We start from the raw sequence: 19706 nt of genomic DNA on the forward strand, positions 1-19706 counted from the left end.
GATGGCGCGCGGCCATCCTTCAGGTGCCGAATGTGGTGCACTTCAATACCGTCATGAGACCCGCACATCTCGCAGGTGTCAGCAAGCAGGCGCTTCACAATCTCGTTGCGTCCGCTGTTCCACACTTGCGTCGGTTGATCGTTGAGACTTCCAATCCTGATCTTTCGCTTCAGTGAGATTCCGCCCCACTGCGCCACCAGCGGCGGTTTTCCTTCACCGCGTTCGACGGTGACCTGGAGCCCCCGGCGGGGACCTTGGTCGGTCTTTGGAGGTCATCTCATTTGGTGAGTCTGCGGTAGCAGATGAGGGTGCAGGCGATGCTGGTGAATGCCAGGAAGTGGACGGCTTTCCGTTCGTAACGACGGTGTAGTCGTCGGCATCCGGCGAGCCAGGACATCGTGCGTTCGATGGTCCAGCGGTGGCGTCCCAGCCGCTTGGAGGACTCGATGCCTTTGCGGGCGATGCGGTGCCGGATGCCGCGCTGCCGTAGCCATCGGCGCGGGTGGTCGTAGTCGTAACCTTTGTCGCCGTGGAGCTTGGCTGGCCTTCGGCGGCGAGGTCCGCGGCGGGAACGGATGGGCGGGATGCCGCGCACGAGCGGTTCGAGCGCCTGGCTGTCGTGAAGGTTGGCGCCCGAGATCCCGATGGAGATGGGCAATCCGGTCCGCTCGGTGATCAAGTGGATCTTCGAACCCTTCTTACCCCGATCTACGGGATTCGGACCCGTCAGGTCCCCCCTTTGAGAGCCCTCATGTTCACCGAGTCGATCGCGCACCGCGACCAGTCCAGCTCGCCACGCGGCCCGAGCTCATCCAGGACCAGGCGGTGCAGCTTCGCCCACACCCGCGCCTGGGACCATTCCATGAACCGGCGGTGAGCGGTGGCACCGGACGGGCCGAACACGGGCGGGACCTGCGCCCACGTGCAGCCAGTGGTCGCCACGAAGATGATCGCGGCCAGCACCTCACGATCTCCGTACCGGCGTCGGCCACCGCCCTGCGGACGGGTCGGCACCTCCGGAACCACCCGCTGAAACAACTCCCACAACCCGTCCGGCGCCAGACGTTCAACCATCAACACACAACCAGGCTACCGGCGAGCCCAAATGAGATGATGTCTTAGAAGCCGTTGCTCTATCGAGAGCGGTGATCACTGGTTCGAGTGCAGCGACTCGGTTGGGTGATCTCCAGCCCAAGCAGGCATGAAAGCAGGGCCTCCTCGGCGGCTGGATCGCGGTGAAGACCGCATACGCGCACCCGGAGCGGGTGAGCCGAATCGTGCTGAACACTCCCGGCGGTGCGCTCTCCGACCCGGCTGTCCGCAAACGGATCCGGACGCTGTCCCAGGGCGCAGCCGACGACCCGAGTGACGAGCGTATACGCGCCCGCGTGAGCTGGCTGATGGCCGACCCGGCAAGCGTCACCCAGGAGCTGGTCGACGTCCGGCGGACCCTCTACGCCCAGCCGCCGTTCGCCGAGTCGATGCGGAACATCATGTGCCTGCAGGAGGCAGACGTCCGGGCACGCAACATGATCACCGACGACGAACTGGCGGCCATCACCGAAGCCGCGCTCGTGGTCTGGACCAGCGACGACCCCTCGGGACCCGCCGCCGTCGGGCTGCGTATGGCAGAAAAGCTCCCGAACGGGCGTTTCGAGCTGGTCGAGGGCGCGGGGCACTGGCCGCAGTGGGAGCGGCACCGCCGGTTCAACGAGCTCGTCCTGAACTTCCTCGGACAGTGAGAGGGCGCGGACCTGTGACTTCGACCCGGCTTCAGCCATGACGGCGACGCCACCACCGTCGGCGATGGCACGCTGCCCGTCCGCAACCCCCGTACCGGGCGCGTCGATCACCTGATCCGTCCGCCCGCGCCTGCCGAGGTGACCCGCATGTGTGCCGGCCTCCGCACGGCCCAGTCGGCATGGTCCGCGGTCGGCTTGCCGGGGGTCTTCTCACCTCGCTGGCGCTGGTCGGCGGGCCCGACGGGATGCGCGGCGCGATGCGCTCGTTCGCGCGGACCATCGAGGGGTGGTGGTCCGACTCGGGCACGCCGCGTCTCGACGAGGATGTCCGTGCCCGGCTGATCGCCGCCGCTGACGAGGTGCTCAGCAACCGGCCGATCAACGACGTCCTCGCGGCCCGGGACGCGGCCGCGGTCGACGTGCTGGCACTGCGGCACGTCCAGGACCGCGACGTGCCGCCTGGGGCATGAGCCTATTCGCGACGCCGGTGGTCGGCTGCCGCCGTGAACCGGACGGCTCCATCGTTGTGCGGTCCCGGATCTACAGCCGACTGGGGACGCGCCTACGTGAACATCGAAACCCCGGCCGGATAGTCGCCACGGTGGCGTTGTCGTGGTGGTCAACGGCCCGGCTGGTCAGCCAGTGGCCGCGTGTGTTTCGGCTTCGAGCCGCGCCGTGATGCTGGCTCGCATCGCGTTCTTGTTGATCTTGCCTACCGGCGTGCGGGGGAGCGCCTCGACCAGCTCCACCCGTTCGGGCCACTTGAACTTCGCTACCCCGCGGCCCGCGAGGTACTCCCGCAGGTCGAGCAGGTTCGGCGCGGCGCCTGGGACTGGAACGATGAACGCGCAGCCGCGCTCCCCGAGCCGCGGATCCGGCATCGCTACCACGGAGACTTCTGCGACCTTCGGGTGACCCGTCAGCAGGGACTCGAGCTCGTCGACGCTGATCTTCTCGCCCCCTCGGTCGATGACGTCCTTCAGCCTGCCCTCGATGGAGAAGCAGCGATAGCCCTCCTCGAAGCGCACCATGCCCAGGTCGCCGGTCCGGTAGAACCCGTCGGAGGTGAAGGCTCGGGCGTTGTGCGCCGTTGTCTCCGCGGCTTCCGGCTCCGGTCGGACATCGAAGTAGCCGGTGATCGTGTACGGGCCGCGGACACACAACTCGCCGACCTCGCCGTCCGGGAGTTCGGTCTCGGTCCCCGGCGCGAGGATCACAACGTCGTCCAGTTCGCTGATCGGGACTCCCACGGAGTACCGGCGCGCCGCACGGGGTGAGTCGAGTGGGGTGACGGTGAACAGGCCCTCGGCCATGCCGTAGAGCTGTCCAGCCCACACCCCGGCAGCCTCGAATGCCTCGAACATGCCCTCGGGGGGCTTGGAACCGGAGAGGATGACCCGCTTCAAATGCTCCCCGCGCTCCAGCAGCGGCACACTCAACGCGGCCATCGGGGTACCCGCGATCAGGTCGGTCACGTGTTCCGCCGCCACGGCGGGAAGGACGACCTTGGGGTCGGGGGGCAGGAGGATCGCGGTGGCTCCCACGCTGTGCGGGCCGTGCAGGCCGCATACTATTCCGGCGTTGTGGATGATTGGCAGCAGGTGGGCGACCCGGGCGTCGACGTCCCAGCCCAGCACCTTGGCGTACCGCGCGGCGTTGTACCAGTATTCGTGGTGCAGCCGCGGGATCAGCTTAGGGGTACCCGTAGTGCCGCCGGAGAGCTGGAGGACGGCGATGTCGTCCGGGTGCCGGGCCGCCTGGATGGACTCGACCCGCGCCCGCGCGGCCTGGGGGTCCCCGGTTCCGGCGAGGTCCTCGATCCTGGTCCCTGCCGTGTCTCGGCCGGCCCCGAGCGTGAGCCGCACCCGCAGGGTGGGCACCGCCGCGGCCATCTCCTCGGCGAATGTGTGCACGTCGAACCGCGGTTGTTCCTGGACCAGGTGCGCCGCGGCTCCGGCCCGTCGCGCAATCGCCTCGATCTCATGGTGTCGGTGAGCCGGAAGCGTGCACACCGGTACCAGCCCTGCCTTGAGCAGGCCGTACCAGGCCGAAACGGTGCCGACAGAGTTGGCGCTCTGCACGATCACCCGGTCGCCGGGGACGAGTCCCTGGTCCAGGAGGCCGACGGCGATTCGGTCACTCGCGAGTGATAGATCGGCGTAGCTCAGCCGCCCGTCCGGGGCGACGACGGCCTCCCGATCCGGGTGGGCGTCCGCGACGCGCTGCCACTGTTGCGCAAGTGTTTCGGCCCGCCACGCACCGGCCAGGCGGTACTGGTCGACGAGCTCAGGGGCGCGGGTCGTGAGTCCGGTGTGAACCACGATGATCTCTCCTTGGATCAGCGGCGAGTGGTCAGCGGAAGCGGACGAGATCAACACGACCGGCGAGCAGGGCGCCGACCGCGTCGGCCCTGGCAGATTGAGGCACGTCGACACCAACGGTAGCGCCGAGGTCGAGACGGAGCCGCTCGGCCAGGGCGCAGCGGCTCAGGACGTCCGCGCGCGCCGTGGCGTCGCGGTCCTCGAGCCACAGCGCGCGGGCCTGTAGTCCGCGTGCTCGCTCGACCACCGCCGCGCCGTCGGCTCCCCAGACGTCGGCGATCGGCCCCGTGGGCACGATCGCGGTGTCGGAGCTCAGCTCTGTGACCGTGCGGTCCTCCAGGACCAGATCGGCGAGCGCGTCCGGCTCACCGGCCTGTGCGTTGCTCGGCCTGCTGCCAGTCAACACCTCGGTGGCATCCGCGACCACGTCCGGGTGCAGGGTGGCGAAACCGTCGACGGTGATATTCCCGGCCCGGGTCATGAACGATGACATGATCGTGGCCGGGGCGAGGTCGAGCCGGCGCGGGAAGACCTTCCACCAAGTGTGGCTGTGCTCCGCGATCCGTTGGAACCGCTCGACCCGGGGCCGGCGCTCGCTCTCGTAGCGGGCCAGCGCCGTCGCGTCGTCCGTCTCGTCACGCAGCGCCGCGGCCAGCGCGATGGCATCCTCCATCGCGAGCTTGGTTCCCGAGCCGATCGAGTAGTGGGCGGTGTGCGCTGCGTCGCCGAGCAACACCACGCCGTTGTGCCGCCAGCGCCCGCAGCTGATGGTCGCGAATCGTTGCCAGCGGGTCCGGTTGCCCAGCAGGCGTCGGCCTCCGAGGACGTGCGCGAACACCTCGGAGAGGTAGTCAAGGCTCGCTTCGTCCGACGAGCCGCCCGGGGTACGCGCGTCCGTGGTCTGGAGCCCGGCCCGTCGCCAGGTCGCGTCGTCCGTCTCGACCAAAAACGTGCTCCGGTTCGGTCCGTAAGGGTAGGCGTGGACGACGAACACCCCGTGCGGTGTGCGAGCCGGGAGGAACGTCGCCCGGTCCAGGGCGAAGTCCGCACCCGCCCACAGATAGAGCGCATCGTCCAGGTCGACCCGGGCGGCGAACTCGGCCGCCAGCTTCTCGCGGGTGGCGCTGCGCACCCCGTCTGCAGCGATCACGAGGTCCGCGTCGAGGTCGGACACCTCGACATGGGCGTTCTCTATCCTCGCGCCGGCCTCGAGGGCGCGCTGACGGAGGATCTCCAGCAGGGAGGCTCGTCCGATGGCGATGTTGTCCCCGCCATCGAGGACCACACCCGCTCCGACCCGCATATCCAGGCCGCGGCCCAGGTGACCGGTCCGGCGGATCGCCGCCGCCGACACCGGGTCGGCCGCGTCCAGACTGCTGAGAGTGCTGGCCGTCAGGCCGACCCCGAACCCGAACGTCTGCCCGTCGGTGTTGTGCTCGTACACCGTGACCTCATGGTCCGGGCACGTGAGACCGATCAACGCGGCCGCGTAGAGCCCTCCAGGGCCGCCCCCGATGACGGCCACCTGCCGTTCGCTCACTTGACTCCTCCTTCTGACGCCACTTTCAATGATGTAGAATAACTTCCATTGATGTCAATCTGCTGTCGGAGGTGTCGCGGGTGAGGATTCACCGCGTGGGGTTGGTCGTCCCGAGTTCGAACGTCACGGTGGAGACGGAGCTGCCGGCGCTCCTGGGACGCCACGAGCACGCTCGCTTCTCGTTCCACTCCTCACGGATGCGCATGCGCGCCGTGTCCGCTGCCGAGCTGGCGGCCATGAACGCACAGCGCGAGCGCTGCGTCCTCGAACTCGGTGACGCCGGTCCGGACGTACTGCTGTACGCCTGCCTCGTCGCCCTGATGGCGGGTGGCCCCGGCGAGCACACCCGGGTCGAGTCGCTGGTCGCCGAACAACTGTCGACGGGGGGCTCGCGGGCGCTGGTGCGCAGCAGCGCGGGCGCGCTGGTCGAGGCTCTCCAGGAGCTTCGGGCCCGACGGGTCGCACTTGTCATGCCCTACCTCACTCCGCTCGCCGAACAGGTCGTGGCATACCTGCGCACGCCGGTCGCCGAGGGCGGCGCGGGCGTCGAGGTCGCCGACTGGCGCAGCCTCGGCGTCGGTAACAACGCCGAGGTCGGGTGCATCCCAGGTGCCCAGATCATGCGGGCCGCTCGTTCGCTCGACCTGCGCGACGTCGATGCCCTGGTGCTCTCCTGCTGTGTGCAGATGCCCTCGCTCGATCTGATCGCGGCGGCCGAGGGGGAGTTCGGCCTTCCGGTGCTGTCGGCGGCGACCGCAGGTGCCTTCAGTGTGCTGCGCGCTCTCGGCCTCGCGCCCATCCTGCCCGGAGCGGGGAGCCTGCTCGGCTCCCGCGCCCCGCTTCACGCCTGAGAGGAGATCACCATGTCCGAGCTGCGTCACCTGGCCCGTGGGGTGGACCACGTCGCCTTCCCGACTTTCGATCCTGCGGGCACGGTCCGCTTCTACCGAGACGTCCTCGGCTTTCCCGTGGTGCACTCGATCTGCGCCGCAGGCTGGGGCCCTGAAAACCACCCAGACTTCATCCACTTCTTCTTCGACATCGGCAACGGCGACCGGATCGCGTTCTTCTACTACTTCGGTCTGGAACCGGACGTCGCGGGCGGGTCCGCACCCGAGGGTCCTGTTGCGGCGAAGGGCGACGTCTACGCGCGGTTCGGTCCCGAGGTGCCGGACTACTTCGTCCGGTCCCGCCACCTAGCCCTGCACGTCGACTCCGAGGAGGACCTCCTCGAGTACCGGCGAAGGCTCGACGCAAGCGAGTGGCCGGTGGAGCTGCAGTTGCAGCACGAGACGATCGAGTCGATCTACACCCACGACCCGAACGGTTACATGTTCGAGATGACCCGTGCCCTGCGTCCGGTGCTCCCGCAGGAGGACCTGGACGCCCAGCTGACGATCGAGGCCCTCCTCGACGTCGTCACAGAGCCTCACCCCTCGATGGCTGCCCTGGTCGCCCGCAAGGCTGAACTGATCGTGACCAAGGCCGAAGCCTGGTCCGCCGAGCAGTCCGCGGCCCAGCAGACCGGGAGGGTCTCGTGATCACGCTCTACGTGCTCGACGTGCCTGAGAACGAAGGACTGGTCCGGCAGGCCGAGGCGATGGCGGAGGTCAACGTCCGCACGGTCGGGCCTTACTTCGAGCTGTCCACGGGCACCGAACTCACGATCGACCGGCGGGCCACCGGAATGCGCCACGCTGTCTGGTACTCGTGCGTGGCGGGCACCGGAGGCGGAGCGATCATCACCCAGTGGGACAAGGACGCGCTGCGCGTGGAGCCCCAGGTGAGCCCCGAGCGGCTCGGCGCCGGTCGCCATTTGCCGGTCGCCGAGCCCCCGGCGGGCACCGTCATCTCCCTGCACCGGCTGACGACCGCGGACGGCGCCTCCGTCGACGGCGTCCTGCGGACCGTGCCCGGCGCGGAGACTGTCGTGTGTCTCGCTCACCCCCGCCAGGACGTCACACACCACCCGCTGGTTTCGGAGCTGCTGGCACGTGGCGTGGCGGTCTGGACACAGGGCACCCGCTCGGTCAACAACGACGTCGCCCTCGTGCACGAGCAGGCGCTGCTCGATCTCGCTGCCGGCCTGTCATTCCTGCGCGACCGCGGCTTCGCACACATCGTTACGCTCGGGCACTCGGGTGGTGGCGCACTCTACGCCTACTACCACGAGCAGGCGGGCCTGGTCGGTGACCGTCGCGTGGCTACGACCCCAGCGGGCCGCCCGTCAGGGCTCGTCGACGCCACACTGCCCTCAGCGGACGGGGCGGTCTTCATGGCACCGCACTCCGGGCAGGGGATCTTGTTGTCCCGGCTGATCGACCCCTCGATCAAGGACGAGCAGGACCCCCTCTCCGTTGACCCCGAGTTGAATCCGTTCGCCTCGGCCAACGGGTTCGCCCCGCCGCCGGAGAGCTCGCACTACCCTCCCGAGTTCGTCGACCGCTACCGCGCCGCCCAACTGGCCCGGGTCGAGCGGCTCGACATAGTGGCGCGGGAGCGGGTCGCCGAAGCCGCGCAGGCCCGCCGAGGCGATTCGACGGCCGATCGGCGGCGGGCGATCGCTCCCCGCCTGATGACGATCTACCGAACGGACGCGGATCTGCGGTGTGTCGATCTCTCGCTCGACCCGAACGACCGGCCCTACGGCTCGTTGTTCGGGCGTAGGCCCGATCTCACCAACTACGGGCTTGTCGGATTCGCCCGCCAGGTGACCCCGGAGGCGTGGTTGTCAACCTGGTCGGCTCTGTCGAGCAACGCCGGCTTCGTGCGGGCGGCTCCCGGGGTCACCGCCCCGACACTGCTCGTGGAGCTCTCCGGCGACCAGGCGTGCTTCCCCAGTGACATCACCGAGATGTCGGCGGCGCTGGGTGCGCGCGACCTCACCATCACGCGCGTGGCGGGCACGCACTTCGGTGGCCCGATCGCGAAGGGCGAACCGACGGGTGCCTCCCTGGCCGCCGCCGAGATCGGCGGCTGGCTGGCGAAGAGGTTTCCCCTCGCCTGAGACCGATGCAGAGGTCGTCCTCCTCCACGAGGGAGTCTCACCGCACGCCTGGCCGTGTCACCTTCCGTGGACGTTGTTCGGGCGTCATCGGGGGATCATTTGGCAGTCGGGTTCATGATCAATACCAGTGAGTTCGATCCCGCTCGCGTGTTCGCCAGGGAAGGGAGCGGGGCGAGAGGGCGGGACGTTGTGCGTTCGGCTGCCGCCACCCGTGACGCGTCCGCGTGCCCGACGGCGCGCAAGGAGATGTACGCGGGGGAGAACGTCCGCCGGTTGCGCCACCTACCCGGAAATCCGGCAGGCGATCGCGCGTGCCGTGCAGATCATGACGGAGCGCTAGCCTCTTTCGCGCTGGTCGGCGAGCAATTGCTCGAGATGATCGATGTCCTCGCGGAGCAATGCGATCGCCCCGTCGGTACCACGCTCTCGGGGCAGCCGCTCGTCGGCACGGCGCAGGCTGGCCACCGCCATCTCGGCGAGTGTGTCGGCCACGGCGTCGGTGTCGTCGCCCTCGTGATGCCACCAGGCGACCCAGTTGCAGAGCCCGATGACCCCGAGGGCGCCGGTCCGGGCGTCGATGGGGCGGAAATCAGCAGACCGGATGCCATCCTGCACGACTCGGACGAACGCCGACAGGACTTCTCGGCGGGCCTCCCGGTGAGCGTGGGAGATCTCCTCCGGCAGCTCGGACTCGGACTTTACGAGCAGCCTGAACCGTGCGGCTTGGGCGGCGATTCGGGAGACATTCAACCGGGTCATCGCGCGCAGCCGCTCGGCTGGGGCGAGGTCGCTACGATCGGCGATCTCGTGCACGTCCACGGCGGAGGTCTGGGTGATCTCGCCGACCAGGCGCGCCAGAATCGCCTCCTTCGTCTTGAAGTAGTAGTAGACGGCCGGCCGGGTCACGCCGAGGGCGTCGGCGATATCCTGCAGCGTGGTGCTCGCGAAACCTTTCTCGGCGAACAGGCGCGTGGCGTGCTCGTAGATCTCGCTCTCGACCAGCCCACGCCGATTCGTAGGACCCTTTGCCTTTCCTGAGTGTTCAGAATTCTTCGTCCGAGCCATGGCACCAGGATAGTTCCCCCGATCCCGCCGCCGGCGGGCGGCGTCCGCCCACGATCTCCCCCGGCAGGGTCCTGACGTCGGTGGAGAGGTGTCACCGCTTCGCGCCACGACCAGGTCCGGCCGGACGAGAGGGACGATCGGAAGTGCCACGCGCGAAAAGGGGCCGGCGCCACATAACGTCGGCCCTTTTCCGCGCGCGGCGGAGAGCTACTGCGTGGACGGCGGTGCCGCCGTCGCATACACCTTGAGGTTCTGGAACTCCTCGATCGCCGCGGGCCCGCAGAGCTTGCCGTAGCCGCTCTGCTTGACCCCGGCCTCCTCAAAGTGCTCGGTGAGCAGGCCCCAGGTGTTGAACCAGACCAGGCCCGCCCGGATCTCCCGGCCGACCCGACGAGCCCGCAGGTCGTTCCCGGTGAACACCGACGCCGCGAGCCCATAATCCGTGGCGTTCGCCCGCCGGATCGCGTCCGCCTCGTCGTCGAACACCTCAAAGGTCTGGACTGGGCCGAAGACCTCCTGCTGCACCAGCGGGGCGTCGAGCTCCTCGATCTCCAGCAGGCTCGGCCGATAGAACGCGCCCGCCTCCAGCGCGGGGTCCTCCAGCGGCCCGCCTCGGACGAGCACCTTCGCGTACGAAGTCGCCTCCTCGACCAGCTTGTCGACCCTCTCGACCGCGGCCTTGTCAATCAGCGGGCCCAGCTGGCTCGCTGGGTCGTTCGCCGGCCGCACCTGGACCGACTGCAACGAGGCGGAGAGCTTGGCGCGAACCTCGTCAGCCACCGCGCGGTGCACGAGGACCCTTGACCCGGTGACGCAGAACTGCCCGTTCATCAGGGTGCAGGCCCCGACCAGGAGCGGGAGCAGGGAGTCGACATCGGCGTCGTCGAACACGATCAGCGGGGTCTTGCCGCCCAACTCGAGGCTCAAGCGCTTGACCGTCGGTGCCGCGGCCGCGGCGATGGCTCGCCCCACCTCGGTGCTCCCGGTGTAGCTCAGCACGTCCACCGCGGGCGAGGAGACGAGTAGCGGCGCCACCTCGTTGCCCGCCTCGGTGAGCAGGTTGACCACGCCGGACGGGATCGACGTGGTCTCCTCGATGACTTCGCCCAGCAGAGCGTTGGTCAGCGCGGTCTGGCCGGGCAACTTCACCACGACGGTACATCCGGCCCCGAGCGCGGGTCCGATCGCCCGGGCAGTGAGAACGATGGGTGAGTTCCAGGGCGAGATGATCCCGGCGACGCCCGCGGCCTCGGGGGCCGACTGGAAGTACAGGCCCGGCGCGGGCTCGGCAGCACGACCGGCAATCTGGGTCAGCGCGGAGGCCGCGCTGTAACGCAGCCAGTCCACCGCCAGCGCGACCTCCCAGGTCGTCTCCCGCAGCAGTTTGCCGTTCTCCCGGGAGAGCATGGTCGCGAGATCGTCCGCCCGTGCTGCCAGGTTGTCCGCCAACTCGTGGATCGCCTTGGCGCGCGGCGCGGCGGCCCGAGACCAGCCCGTGGTGTCGAACGCGGTGCGCGCGGCCGTGATCGCGGCTTCGGCCTCGGTCCGGCCCGCGGAGTGGAAGGTTCCCACCACCTCGCCGGTCGACGGGTCGACCGATGTGTGCACGGGGCCGTCCGTACCAACTCCGCGCGGCGTATCGCGATCCGCTCCTGCACCTCGGGATCCACCTTGCGCCGGATCGTAGGGAGGAGAACGAGGCGGCGGACCGGAACAGGCGAACTGCCCTGCCCGACGATCTACATGCTGGACACTGCCCCACCACCAGCCCGAGCAGCCTCACCCGCCATCACACCAGAGGTCCTGACCAGCCAGAATCAAGATGGCGGAGCTTCGGTCTTGCGCATGTCCTGAGCGACCATCGTGTCGAGAACGAAGGCATGGACGCCACCGTCCCAGGCAACGTTGACAAACCCTACGAGCCTGACGTCTTCTCGGGCACAGACCCAGCCAAGGGCTGTGACGGTGCACTTGTGTCTGCCAATCGATGGGCAACTGGGCGTGACCGAACGCCTCCGCGTGGAGCGCGTTGACGGCAGCGTTGTCGAAGTCGCCGCGCCAGACGGAAGGTTGGCTCGGCGAGGTCGAAGGTCTCCAGGTCAGCCTGGCTGGCGCCGAGGAGAAGCTCCGCCAGCTCGATCGGGGCCATGGGCAGAATACGGCCGTGGACCTTGGCATCCCCACTACGCGTGGTGATCGATGAGTCCACGAAGGTGGACTGCCGCATGGCCCTCAATCAAGATCGAGAACAAGTTCAAAGAAGCGCGCATCAAACGCCCTTCAGAACACGATCAAGTGCCGCGCGGCCTACAGGTCCCCAGTTCGGCTTGCCGCCGGGAAGGCCCCGATCCCCGTTCTGCCCCATGAGCATCAGAAAGAGGCTCTTCATCGCGGCCAGCCCGCGGGCGCGCCGGATCGCCGCCTCGTCTGCATGCGCGTACATGTCGAAGAACCGTGAGGCCGTGCCTGCGGGCAGCAGCACCCATGCGGCGGCGAGGTCCCACGCGGGATCGCCGGCGAACATGTCACCGAAATCGACGATGCCCGAGAGCGTTCCGTCCGAGACCACGACGTTCGCGGGATGGAGGTCGCCGTGGACCCACACCGGCGGGCCTTCCCACGCGTGGGCCGCAACGGCGTCGTCCCAGAGGGCCCGGACGTCGGTAGCGGTGTCGTCGGGGGCAACGGCCTGGAAGAAGTTCTCGAAGCCGTCCGTGCAGTTCTTGGGATGGGCACCGCGGTCCGTGGCGATCGGCGCCTCGGCGGGCGCCTCCACATGGAGCGCCCGGAGGAAACCCGCCAGCGTGTCGGCAGCGTGGTCGCCGCGGCTGATCGAGCCGTGGTCCAGCGGCTCGCCGGGAACCCACGTCATCACGGTCCAGTACTTGGGGAAACGCTCGGACGGTTCGCCGAACCGCACCGGAGTCGGCACCGGGAGCGGCAGGCGCGGAGCCAGCACGGGCAGCCACCGCCGCTCCTTGAGCTGGAGTTCCGGGGTGGGGTCCATGCGCTGTATGCGCACGGCCAGCTCATCCCCGAGGCGCCACATTTGGTTGCCCCAGCCGCCCGCCACCTCGCGGATGGCCAGCCCTGCAAGATCTGGATGTTGCTCCTGCAGCAGGTCGCGGACCAGGTCTGCGGTGATCTCGATCTCGGTGTCGGTCATGCGAAGTCACAGTACTGAGGCGGCAGGCGGAGTGGCTCTCGCTCCGGAACATTTCGCTGTGAAGGTCGGCATGGATGACGGACTGGCCCGCATGCTGCGGGGCGAGTAGTCGTGCTCCGCGCCTCACGGCGTCGGGGCGAGGCCGCCCAGCGGCATGCGGACACCCTGCGGTTCGTGTTGTTCGAGGCCAGACCCGCGGGGCTGCTGTTCTCTCAGTTGACCCGCGCGAGCGGGCTGCCTCCCAGCCAGGTCAGATCGGGGCTGGCCGCTCTGCGCGACATCATCGCTGAAAACGGCTGGCCACCGCTGATCTGGACCAGGGCCGACAGCGACCAGCTCGGCGCCGAACGGGCGGCGCTGGAGGCATACGAACGGGCTGTGCTCGCCGGGAAGCTGACCGAGTTCCGCCCACCCGCGCGACAAGTGGGTCAAGCACATCATCGCCCAGCTCAACTCCATCGAATGTGCCTGTCCTCGACTGCCCGGAGGGAGCGAAGCTGCCATGCGCCGCCGCTATCCCTCCGACACCACGAACGCGGAATGGGCCCTGATCGAACCGCTGCTGCCGACCCCGGCCTGCGAGACTCACCGCGGCGGCCGGCCGGAGGAACATCCCCGGCGCGAGATCGTCGATGCCATTCGCGACGTCGTCGACACCGGCGGCAAGTGGAGAGCCTTGCTTGTGGACTTTCCGCGCTGGCGCACGGTCTGGGGGTTCATGGTGCGCTGGGCGGCGGCCGGGGTCATCGGGCAGATACGCGACCAGCTCGCCGGCCGGATCCGCCGCGACCTGGGCAAAGGCCCCCGTGCGGTCGCCACGGTCATCGACTCCCAGACGTCAAGGCCGCAGAGACCGTGGGGAGAGACAGCCGCGGTTACGACGCGGGAAAGAAGATCAATGGTCGGAAGCGTCACCTGGTCGTGGGCACACGCGGGCTGGCCCTGCTGGTTATGTCACCCCGGCCGATCTGCACGATTCCGCGGCGGCGAGGGAAGTCCTCTTCCGCCTTCGGCTCATGCGCCCCCAGATCACCATCGTCTGGGCGGATTCCGCCTACGCGGGGAGGCTCGTGGGCTGGGCGAAACAGCGCCTCAACCTGACCATCAAGCCCGTCAGCCGTCCCAAGGACACCTCCGGGTTCGTCATCCTTCCCCGGCGCTGGGTCGTCGAACGCCCGCTCGCTTGGATCATGCACGCGCGTCGTCACGCCCGCGACTACGAGCGCCTGGTCCAGCACTCCGAGACCCTCATCACCTGGGCTGCCATCACCTTCATGACCCGACGCCTCGCCCGCCGCAAGAACCATCCGGCCGAACGCCGCGACAGCACCCACGGCCACGTGGTGGCCGAAGCCGCCTGACCTACCGATCGGCCCGATGGAGAGAGCAGGCTCTCAGGCTCCCTCGGGAGTGATCAAGCAGAAGGGATGGCCGACGGGGTCCTCGTAGACCCGGTAACCGATCGGCTTGTCCGAACCATCCAGCAGCGTCGCACCGAGGGCGAGCACCTGGGGCTCGGCCGTATCGAGGTCCGCGACCATCACATCGATGTGCATCTGCTGAGGGCGCGCGGAATCCGTCCACCGCGGCGCGCGGAAGTCGTCCACCCGTTGGAAGGCGACCACCGGGGCGCCTTCGGCGTTCTGGAGCACGACGAAGTCACCGGTGTCCTCCTGTCGTGAGAGCGACAGCAGCTTCTCGTAGAAACCGGCGAGCTCACCCGGGTCGGGGCAGTCGATGACAACGGTGTACAGGCGTCCGATCATCCGGCTCACTATGCCACTCGCCCGCGAGCGCTCCGGGACCGACCTGGGGGTCGGTACAGCGCCACATGCGAGAATGCCAAGCGGCCAGCACCCAGCCCAGGTTCAGGGACAGGCTCTCGGCTTGTTTTTTATGTGCAGGATTTTCCGGGCTTGCCGATGGCCTTGGGGGTCTCGGGGCGTTTGAGGGTTTTGCCGGTGTCGTAGCGGGGTGCCCGGTGTTTTGTTGTTGGTGCCGGGTGGCCGTCCGGGGCTGGTGCCTCGGGGGTGGGGGACACGGGTCGGGCAGGGGAGGTGGGTGCGGATGTTCCTGAGCCCCCGGTGGACTGGGCCGGGGTGAGTCGGCCGGAGGTGGTGGGTTTCTCTCAGGGCGGGCGGAGGTCGGTGGCGAGGGGCCGGGTGAGTCGGGGCTGGGTGTGGGCGACGATCAGGATCCAGGTCCAGCGGTCTGGCGTCTCGGGGGTACGGAGTTTCGGGGTGGTCCGGCCGGGGGTCTGCTTCGTGAAGCGGAAGGTGTGCTGCGGATCGAAGCGACGCGGAAATGCTTGCCGGAAGCGGTCCCCCTCGTCCGGGGTGGCGCCGGTTTTGGAGGACCATAACCGCACTGGCGGGGCATCTCGTTCCTTCGGCAGATGCTCGATCTTCAGTCGCGTCAACGTGCCTTCGACCGGCGGAAGTTCACCGTCGTGGTCGGGCCAGGAGGAGCGGTGGGTGAGCTTTGGGTGGACCCGGTCCTATGCCTGGGGTTTCGGCCTTGCCGTAGTTGGTCGTGTCCGTGACGGTGGTGGTCGCGGGCTCGGGTCAGGTCTCCGGCTTGGTGAACCGGAATTCCGGGCCGTTTTTGGGCGGCCGGCTGTTGTCTCCGTGCGTTCTCGGTGGTTTCGGCAGCCGCATCACACGGTCGGAGCGGACCCGGCCGACCAGTCGGCCGGCAGGTCGTGCAGGACCCAGGCCAGGCGGGTGACGTCGTGGCCGGTATCGCTGACGATCAGGATATGCGGGTCCCCGGCCTGTCATTGACCAGCGGCGATGAGTTGCTCGACGACACCTCGCAACTGGGTGGCGGTGATCGCGGTTGCGTCGTCCGCCGGTCCGGGCCGGATCGCGGTCCAAGGTCGCGGTCCGGGATGTGGCGCCCGGCTCCAGCACGGCCACGAAAGAGTGGGGCCAGCCCGGAATGAGCTGCGAGGCTGTCTTCGCGCGCCCGTAGACGTGGCAGGACAGGCGCTCGGCCGAGCATGGCGTGTCCGGGCGAAGCCGCGGCGACGCATCGACTGCCAGGACCGGACGCCCGCCGTCGAACCGCGGCAACGACAGCCCGGCCAGCACCGTCCGCAGCCGGGCGATGTCCGTGGTTTTGATGTTGTGGCCGTGGGTGGGGAGCTGGACGAGGGTGGTGTTCAGGTAGCGGGTGTTCCTGAGGACGACGGTGTTGGGGACCAGGCGAGGGTGGTGAGCTGGTTCTCCTGGTCTTCGTGGTATGCCTGGGTGGATCTGGCGGCGGCCGCCGTGGCATTCGCGGGGGCGAGGCGGTGGTGGGACTTCTGCTCGGTGAGTTGCCGGTTCATCAGGCGCTGGTAGGTGTTGTCGGCCGGGTGGGCCGGGTGGGCCGGGTGGGCCGGGTGGGCCGGGTCGGCTGGGGCGGCCGGGTCGGCCGGGTCGGCCAGGGCGAGTAGGTGCATGGTCTTGTCGGTGCGTGCGTGCTCGGCGAATGTGGTACTCAGCGGGGTGGGGTGGCCCTCGCGGCCGGACATCCGCAGTAGGTCGTAGGCACGGACCTGGTTCGTGATCAGCGCCCCGGCGATCTCACCGGGCCGTCGGCGCTGAGTACCGTGTCCGCCGGCTTGAGCGACTCGTCGCGGCGGGCGGTCGGGCATGCGTGGAACTCGTCCTGGATGCGTGAGGTTTCCGCCGGTGTTTCCCTCCGGGCGGTATGAGGGAGCGGGTTCGTCCTCAGGGCTTTCGTCGTGATCACGCGCACCTTGGTGGGAGCGCGTGATCAGACGGAGGCTGCTCCCGTGTCTGGCGGGCCCCCGGGTGAGCGGCTCGGTTCGAGGCGCTGTTCGAGGGCCGGGGGGAGAGGACAAGTTCATCGGGGGAGAGGCTGGGGGAGGCCTGTGAGCCGGATGCCGGTGTGGGTCTTGTAGCGCTTGTTGATCCCGATCAGCAGGGCGGTGATCCGTTCGCTGATACCGCTGATGTCCAGTAGGCCGCAGTCGATGGTGCGCAGCCCGGGGATACGGTCGATGAGATCCGCGGCCAGGACCTTGTCGGCCTTGTGATCGCCGCAGAGCAGTACGTCCTCGTCCAGCCGGAGCTCGGTGTTCTGCAAGGTGGCGGCGCTGACCGTCTGCAGAGCCGAGACCAGGCCTGTGCCGTCCGGGAGCAGGGCCTGGGCCTGTTGGGCGGCGGAACCGGCCCAGGGGGCGATGGGGCGCAGGCCGCGGGGGCCGGCGGGCAGAAGCGGCGCGGTCGTGTCGATGACCAGTTGTCCGGGCTGGATGACTTTCGCAATGGCGCGCATCGTCTCGGCGTGTGCGCTGAAGGGCACAGCGACGACCACCGCCGCCGCGCCTTCGATCATGGTGGTGTTGTCCCCGCCGACCGCTCCGGGGAGTTTGTCGGCGCAGCCCTGCGCCGCTTCCGCACGCCGGGATCCGATGCGGACGTGGACGCCGCTGTGGGCCCACCGGGTGGCGAGCCCGAGTCCGAGGGCGCCGGTGCCGCCGACGATGGCGACGGTGTTCTCGTGGTGCGTTGTTGTGGCGGGGAGGGAGTCCGGCTGGGTGACTGTCATGGGTGGTCGCTTTCGGTCGGCTGGTGGCGGTGGGGGAGAATGCTGGTCATTCGCTGAGGGGGTGGCTCGGTGCGTTGTGTGCGGGGCCGATCCACACGCTCTTGACGTTGGTGAACTGGCGGAGTCCGAAGGCGCCCAGTTCGCGCCCGTAGCCGCTGCGCTTGATGCCGCCGAACGGGAGCCGTGGATCGGAGGCGACGGTTCCGTTGACGAACACCGCGCCGGCCTCGATGCCGGGGATCAGGCGGTCGGCGCGCTCCAGGTCGGTTGTCCACAGGGCGGCGCCGAGACCGAATTCGGTGGCGTTGGCGATGTTGACGGCCTGGGCCGGGTCCTTCGCGGAGACAACGGCGGCCACTGGCCCGAACGTCTCCTCTGCTGCGACGGCCATCGTCGGGGTGACCTGGTCGAGGACGGCGGGTACGTAGAAATACCCGGGGCCGTCGAGGACCGTGCCGCCGGTGACGAGTCGGGCGCCTGCTGCGGTGCTGCGCTCGACCTGGTCGACGAGGTCGGAGCGGAGACCGGACCGGGCGAGCGGGCCGATGTGTATGTCTCGGCGGAAGGGGTCGCCCACGGCCAGGGCGGCGACACCGGCGGTGAACGCGTGGGTGAATTCCTCGACGACTGTTTCCTCGACGATGAACCGCTTGGCGGAGATGCAGCTCTGGCCGGCGTTGTGCATGCGTGCGCTGACCGCCGCCGCGGCGGCGGCGGGGACGTCCGCGTCGGCGAGGACGATGAAGGGGTCCGAGCCGCCGAGTTCGAGGACCTGTGGCTTGAGGTGGTGTGCGGCCATGGCGGCGACGGCAGAGCCCACTTCGGTGGATCCGGTGAGGGTCACGGCGTGGATGCGGGGATCGGCGATGAGGTCCGGCACTGTGTCGGGGCCGACGAGCAGTGTGGTGAACAGGCCGGGCGGGCAGCCGGCCCGGTCCCAGATGTCGGCGATGGCCAGGGCGCAGCGCGGCACGTTCGAGGCGTGTTTGAGTACGGCTCCGTTGCCGGCCAGCAGCGCGGGCGGCGCGAAGCGGAACACCTGCCAGAGGGGGTAGTTCCAGGGCATGACGGCCAGGACGAGGCCCAGCGGGTCGAAGGCGACGTGGCTGCGGGTGGCCCCGGTTGCCACGGGCTGGTGCATCAGGAGTTCCGGTCCCTGCGTCGCGTAGTACTCGCAGCACCAGGCGGACTTGTCGACCTCGGCTTCGGCTTCGGCGATGGGCTTGCCCATCTCCTCGGTGATGAGTGCGGCGAGTCGGTCGCGTTCGGCGCGCAGTAGCGCGGCGGCCCGCTTGAGGTGCTCGGCCCGTGCCGGTACGGGTATCGTCCGCCACCTCCTGGCGGCGAGGGATGCCCGCTCGACTGCCGCGTCGACAGCTGTCGGCGAGTGGGGGGTGAACTGGGCGATGATTTCCTCGGTGGCCGGGTTGACGGAGTTGATCTGGCGAACGGCCATGGTCGGTTGCACTCCCTGGGGGTTGAGGTGATGGTCCGCGAAGGGCGGGCATGTGCGCCGGTCGGTGTCCCGGGGCGCTCCTCGCGTGGCCGGATCAGGCGACGGAGGTGCGGCCGACCAGCTCCGGATCGGGGCCGCTCCACAGCACGTCGTCGCCGGCGACCCGCTCGTGCGCGGTGGGCGAGGCAAGCGCTTCGAGGACTTCGCCGGCGACCTGCTCGTACCATCGCGCCACTTCGGCGGGATAGTCGGCGTAGCTGCCGTTCTCCCGCAGGACGGGTCCCTCGACGGTCGGGATGTCCGTGACGCCGTCGTAGGTGACGGTGTAGGGCTTGCCCAGACGGGTCGCTGTGGGCGCGTCGATGGTTGCGTCCAGCTTGATCCACCGGCCGTTGAGGAAGGCTTCGCCGAGCGAGTGCCAGGGCAGTGGCCGTCCGACCGGCCCTCCCCACAGGGTGCGGACCTCCGGTGAGAGGAATTCCATCTTCGGGGCGTGGAGCGCCTGGAACGCGATGCGGGCAGGGATACCGGCGGCCCTGGACAGGGCGACGAACGAACTCGCCTTGCCCATGCAGAAGGCGACGCCGTGGGCGAGGACGTCGCTGGCCGCCGATTCGCCCTCGGCGAGATAGCGGAACGAGGCGAGGATGTCGTAGGGCAGGTCGCGGACGTAGTGGTAGATGCGGCCCAGTCGTTCGCTGTCGGTGGTGGCACCGTCCGTCAGCTCTCGTGCGGTGGATACCACGAGCGGGTGGTCGGAATCGATGTAGGCGGTCGGCCTCAGGTACGCCTCGTCGATGGTGGTGAGCTCGTTGTGCGCGGTCGTCTCGGAGGTCACGGAGTAGCCCT

At 68.9% G+C, this 19706-nt stretch carries 16 protein-coding genes and 4 pseudogenes; 7 read left to right on the top strand and 13 right to left on the bottom strand.

Translation table 11 applies throughout. The annotated features are described in order from the left end of the window. Window positions 1–277 precede the first annotated feature (277 nt). Window positions 278–1074 (bottom strand): IS5 family transposase gene (locus AS97_RS46075; protein ID WP_125760062.1). Its coding sequence is split into 2 segments (ribosomal slippage): window positions 278–736 and window positions 739–1074, totalling 795 coding nucleotides; the frame shifts between segments, so codons are not numbered across the junction. A gap of 155 nt (window positions 1075–1229) precedes the next feature. On the opposite strand from AS97_RS46075, the gene AS97_RS46080 reads away from it, so the two are divergent. Further along, window positions 1230–1742, top strand: a complete 513-nt coding sequence (locus tag AS97_RS46080) for an alpha/beta hydrolase (RefSeq protein ID WP_282615733.1) — start codon at window positions 1230–1232, stop codon at window positions 1740–1742. A gap of 179 nt (window positions 1743–1921) precedes the next feature. Then, window positions 1922–2212, top strand: coding sequence for a hypothetical protein (locus AS97_RS46085; protein ID WP_210567047.1), 291 nt, complete (start codon window positions 1922–1924; stop codon window positions 2210–2212). A gap of 165 nt (window positions 2213–2377) precedes the next feature. Here the strand turns inward: AS97_RS46085 and AS97_RS46090 are convergent, their stop codons facing one another. Together AS97_RS46090 and AS97_RS46095 are read right to left on the bottom strand one after the other, a co-directional pair. Further along, window positions 2378–4063 carry an AMP-binding protein gene (locus AS97_RS46090; RefSeq protein ID WP_210567048.1) on the bottom strand — a complete coding sequence of 562 codons (1686 nt, stop codon included), beginning with the start codon at window positions 4061–4063 and terminating at the stop codon, window positions 2378–2380. Between the two features lie 31 nt (window positions 4064–4094). Then, a complete protein-coding gene (locus AS97_RS46095) occupies window positions 4095–5603 on the bottom strand; it encodes an FAD-dependent monooxygenase (protein WP_210567049.1) in 1509 nt (502 codons plus the stop codon). Window positions 5604–5698: 95 nt separating this feature from the next. Between AS97_RS46095 and AS97_RS46100 the strand changes: the two genes are divergently transcribed. Genes AS97_RS46100 through AS97_RS46110 form a run of 3 tightly spaced genes read left to right on the top strand, consistent with a single transcriptional unit; the run spans window position 5699 to window position 8610 of the window. Continuing rightward, complete coding sequence (locus tag AS97_RS46100; RefSeq protein WP_247204737.1) at window positions 5699–6454, top strand: Asp/Glu racemase; 756 nt, start codon at window positions 5699–5701, stop codon at window positions 6452–6454. 12 nt (window positions 6455–6466) lie between these two features. After that, entirely contained in the window at window positions 6467–7144 is a 678-nt protein-coding gene (locus tag AS97_RS46105) for a VOC family protein (protein ID WP_125760054.1), read from the top strand. Then, window positions 7141–8610 carry a hypothetical protein gene (locus AS97_RS46110; protein ID WP_210567050.1) on the top strand — a complete coding sequence of 490 codons (1470 nt, stop codon included), beginning with the start codon at window positions 7141–7143 and terminating at the stop codon, window positions 8608–8610. The genes AS97_RS46105 and AS97_RS46110 overlap by 4 nt, the downstream gene beginning before the upstream one ends. A 336-nt stretch (window positions 8611–8946) precedes the next feature. Here the strand turns inward: AS97_RS46110 and AS97_RS46115 are convergent, their stop codons facing one another. The 4 genes and pseudogenes from AS97_RS46115 to AS97_RS46125 form a co-directional block, all read right to left on the bottom strand. Then, window positions 8947–9675, bottom strand: coding sequence for a TetR/AcrR family transcriptional regulator (locus tag AS97_RS46115; RefSeq protein WP_125760053.1), 729 nt, complete (start codon window positions 9673–9675; stop codon window positions 8947–8949). A gap of 207 nt (window positions 9676–9882) precedes the next feature. Further along, window positions 9883–11283, bottom strand: a complete 1401-nt coding sequence (locus AS97_RS46120; RefSeq protein ID WP_125760052.1) for an aldehyde dehydrogenase family protein — start codon at window positions 11281–11283, stop codon at window positions 9883–9885. 227 nt (window positions 11284–11510) lie between these two features. Next, a pseudogene (locus AS97_RS48365) lies at window positions 11511–11778 on the bottom strand (hypothetical protein); the annotation flags it as partial. A gap of 166 nt (window positions 11779–11944) precedes the next feature. Then, a complete protein-coding gene (locus AS97_RS46125) occupies window positions 11945–12841 on the bottom strand; it encodes an aminoglycoside phosphotransferase family protein (protein ID WP_210567051.1) in 897 nt (298 codons plus the stop codon). 111 nt (window positions 12842–12952) lie between these two features. Between AS97_RS46125 and AS97_RS48370 the strand changes: the two are divergent. Both AS97_RS48370 and AS97_RS46130 read left to right on the top strand, forming a co-directional pair. Next, window positions 12953–13304, top strand: a pseudogene (locus AS97_RS48370) (RacP protein); the annotation flags it as partial. A 39-nt stretch (window positions 13305–13343) separates the two neighbouring features. Continuing rightward, window positions 13344–14202 (top strand): annotated as a pseudogene (locus AS97_RS46130) (IS5 family transposase). A 33-nt stretch (window positions 14203–14235) separates the two neighbouring features. On the opposite strand, the gene AS97_RS46135 reads toward AS97_RS46130, so the two are convergent. The 6 genes and pseudogenes from AS97_RS46135 to AS97_RS46160 form a co-directional block, all read right to left on the bottom strand. Further along, the gene (locus AS97_RS46135) at window positions 14236–14607 is read right to left on the bottom strand and encodes a VOC family protein (RefSeq protein ID WP_210567052.1); all 372 of its coding nucleotides are present in this window, start codon (window positions 14605–14607) and stop codon (window positions 14236–14238) included. A gap of 128 nt (window positions 14608–14735) precedes the next feature. Beyond that, window positions 14736–15954, bottom strand: a pseudogene (locus AS97_RS49185) (transposase); the annotation flags it as partial. Window positions 15955–16004: 50 nt separating this feature from the next. Next, on the bottom strand, window positions 16005–16481 hold the full coding sequence (locus AS97_RS46145) for a hypothetical protein (protein ID WP_210567053.1): 477 nt from the start codon (window positions 16479–16481) through the stop codon (window positions 16005–16007). A gap of 212 nt (window positions 16482–16693) precedes the next feature. Next, window positions 16694–17401: an NADPH-dependent F420 reductase gene (npdG, locus tag AS97_RS46150; protein WP_210567054.1), complete on the bottom strand. Its 708-nt coding sequence runs from the start codon at window positions 17399–17401 to the stop codon at window positions 16694–16696. A gap of 46 nt (window positions 17402–17447) precedes the next feature. Continuing rightward, entirely contained in the window at window positions 17448–18857 is a 1410-nt protein-coding gene (locus AS97_RS46155) for an NAD-dependent succinate-semialdehyde dehydrogenase (protein WP_210567055.1), read from the bottom strand. A gap of 94 nt (window positions 18858–18951) precedes the next feature. Next, a complete protein-coding gene (locus tag AS97_RS46160) occupies window positions 18952–19695 on the bottom strand; it encodes a transglutaminase family protein (RefSeq protein ID WP_210567056.1) in 744 nt (247 codons plus the stop codon). Window positions 19696–19706: the final 11 nt, after the last annotated feature.

The sequence above is a fragment of the Streptomyces sp. AgN23 genome (assembly GCF_001598115.1).
In the GTDB taxonomy this organism is placed as follows: Bacteria; Actinomycetota; Actinomycetes; order Streptomycetales; family Streptomycetaceae; genus Streptomyces; species Streptomyces antimycoticus.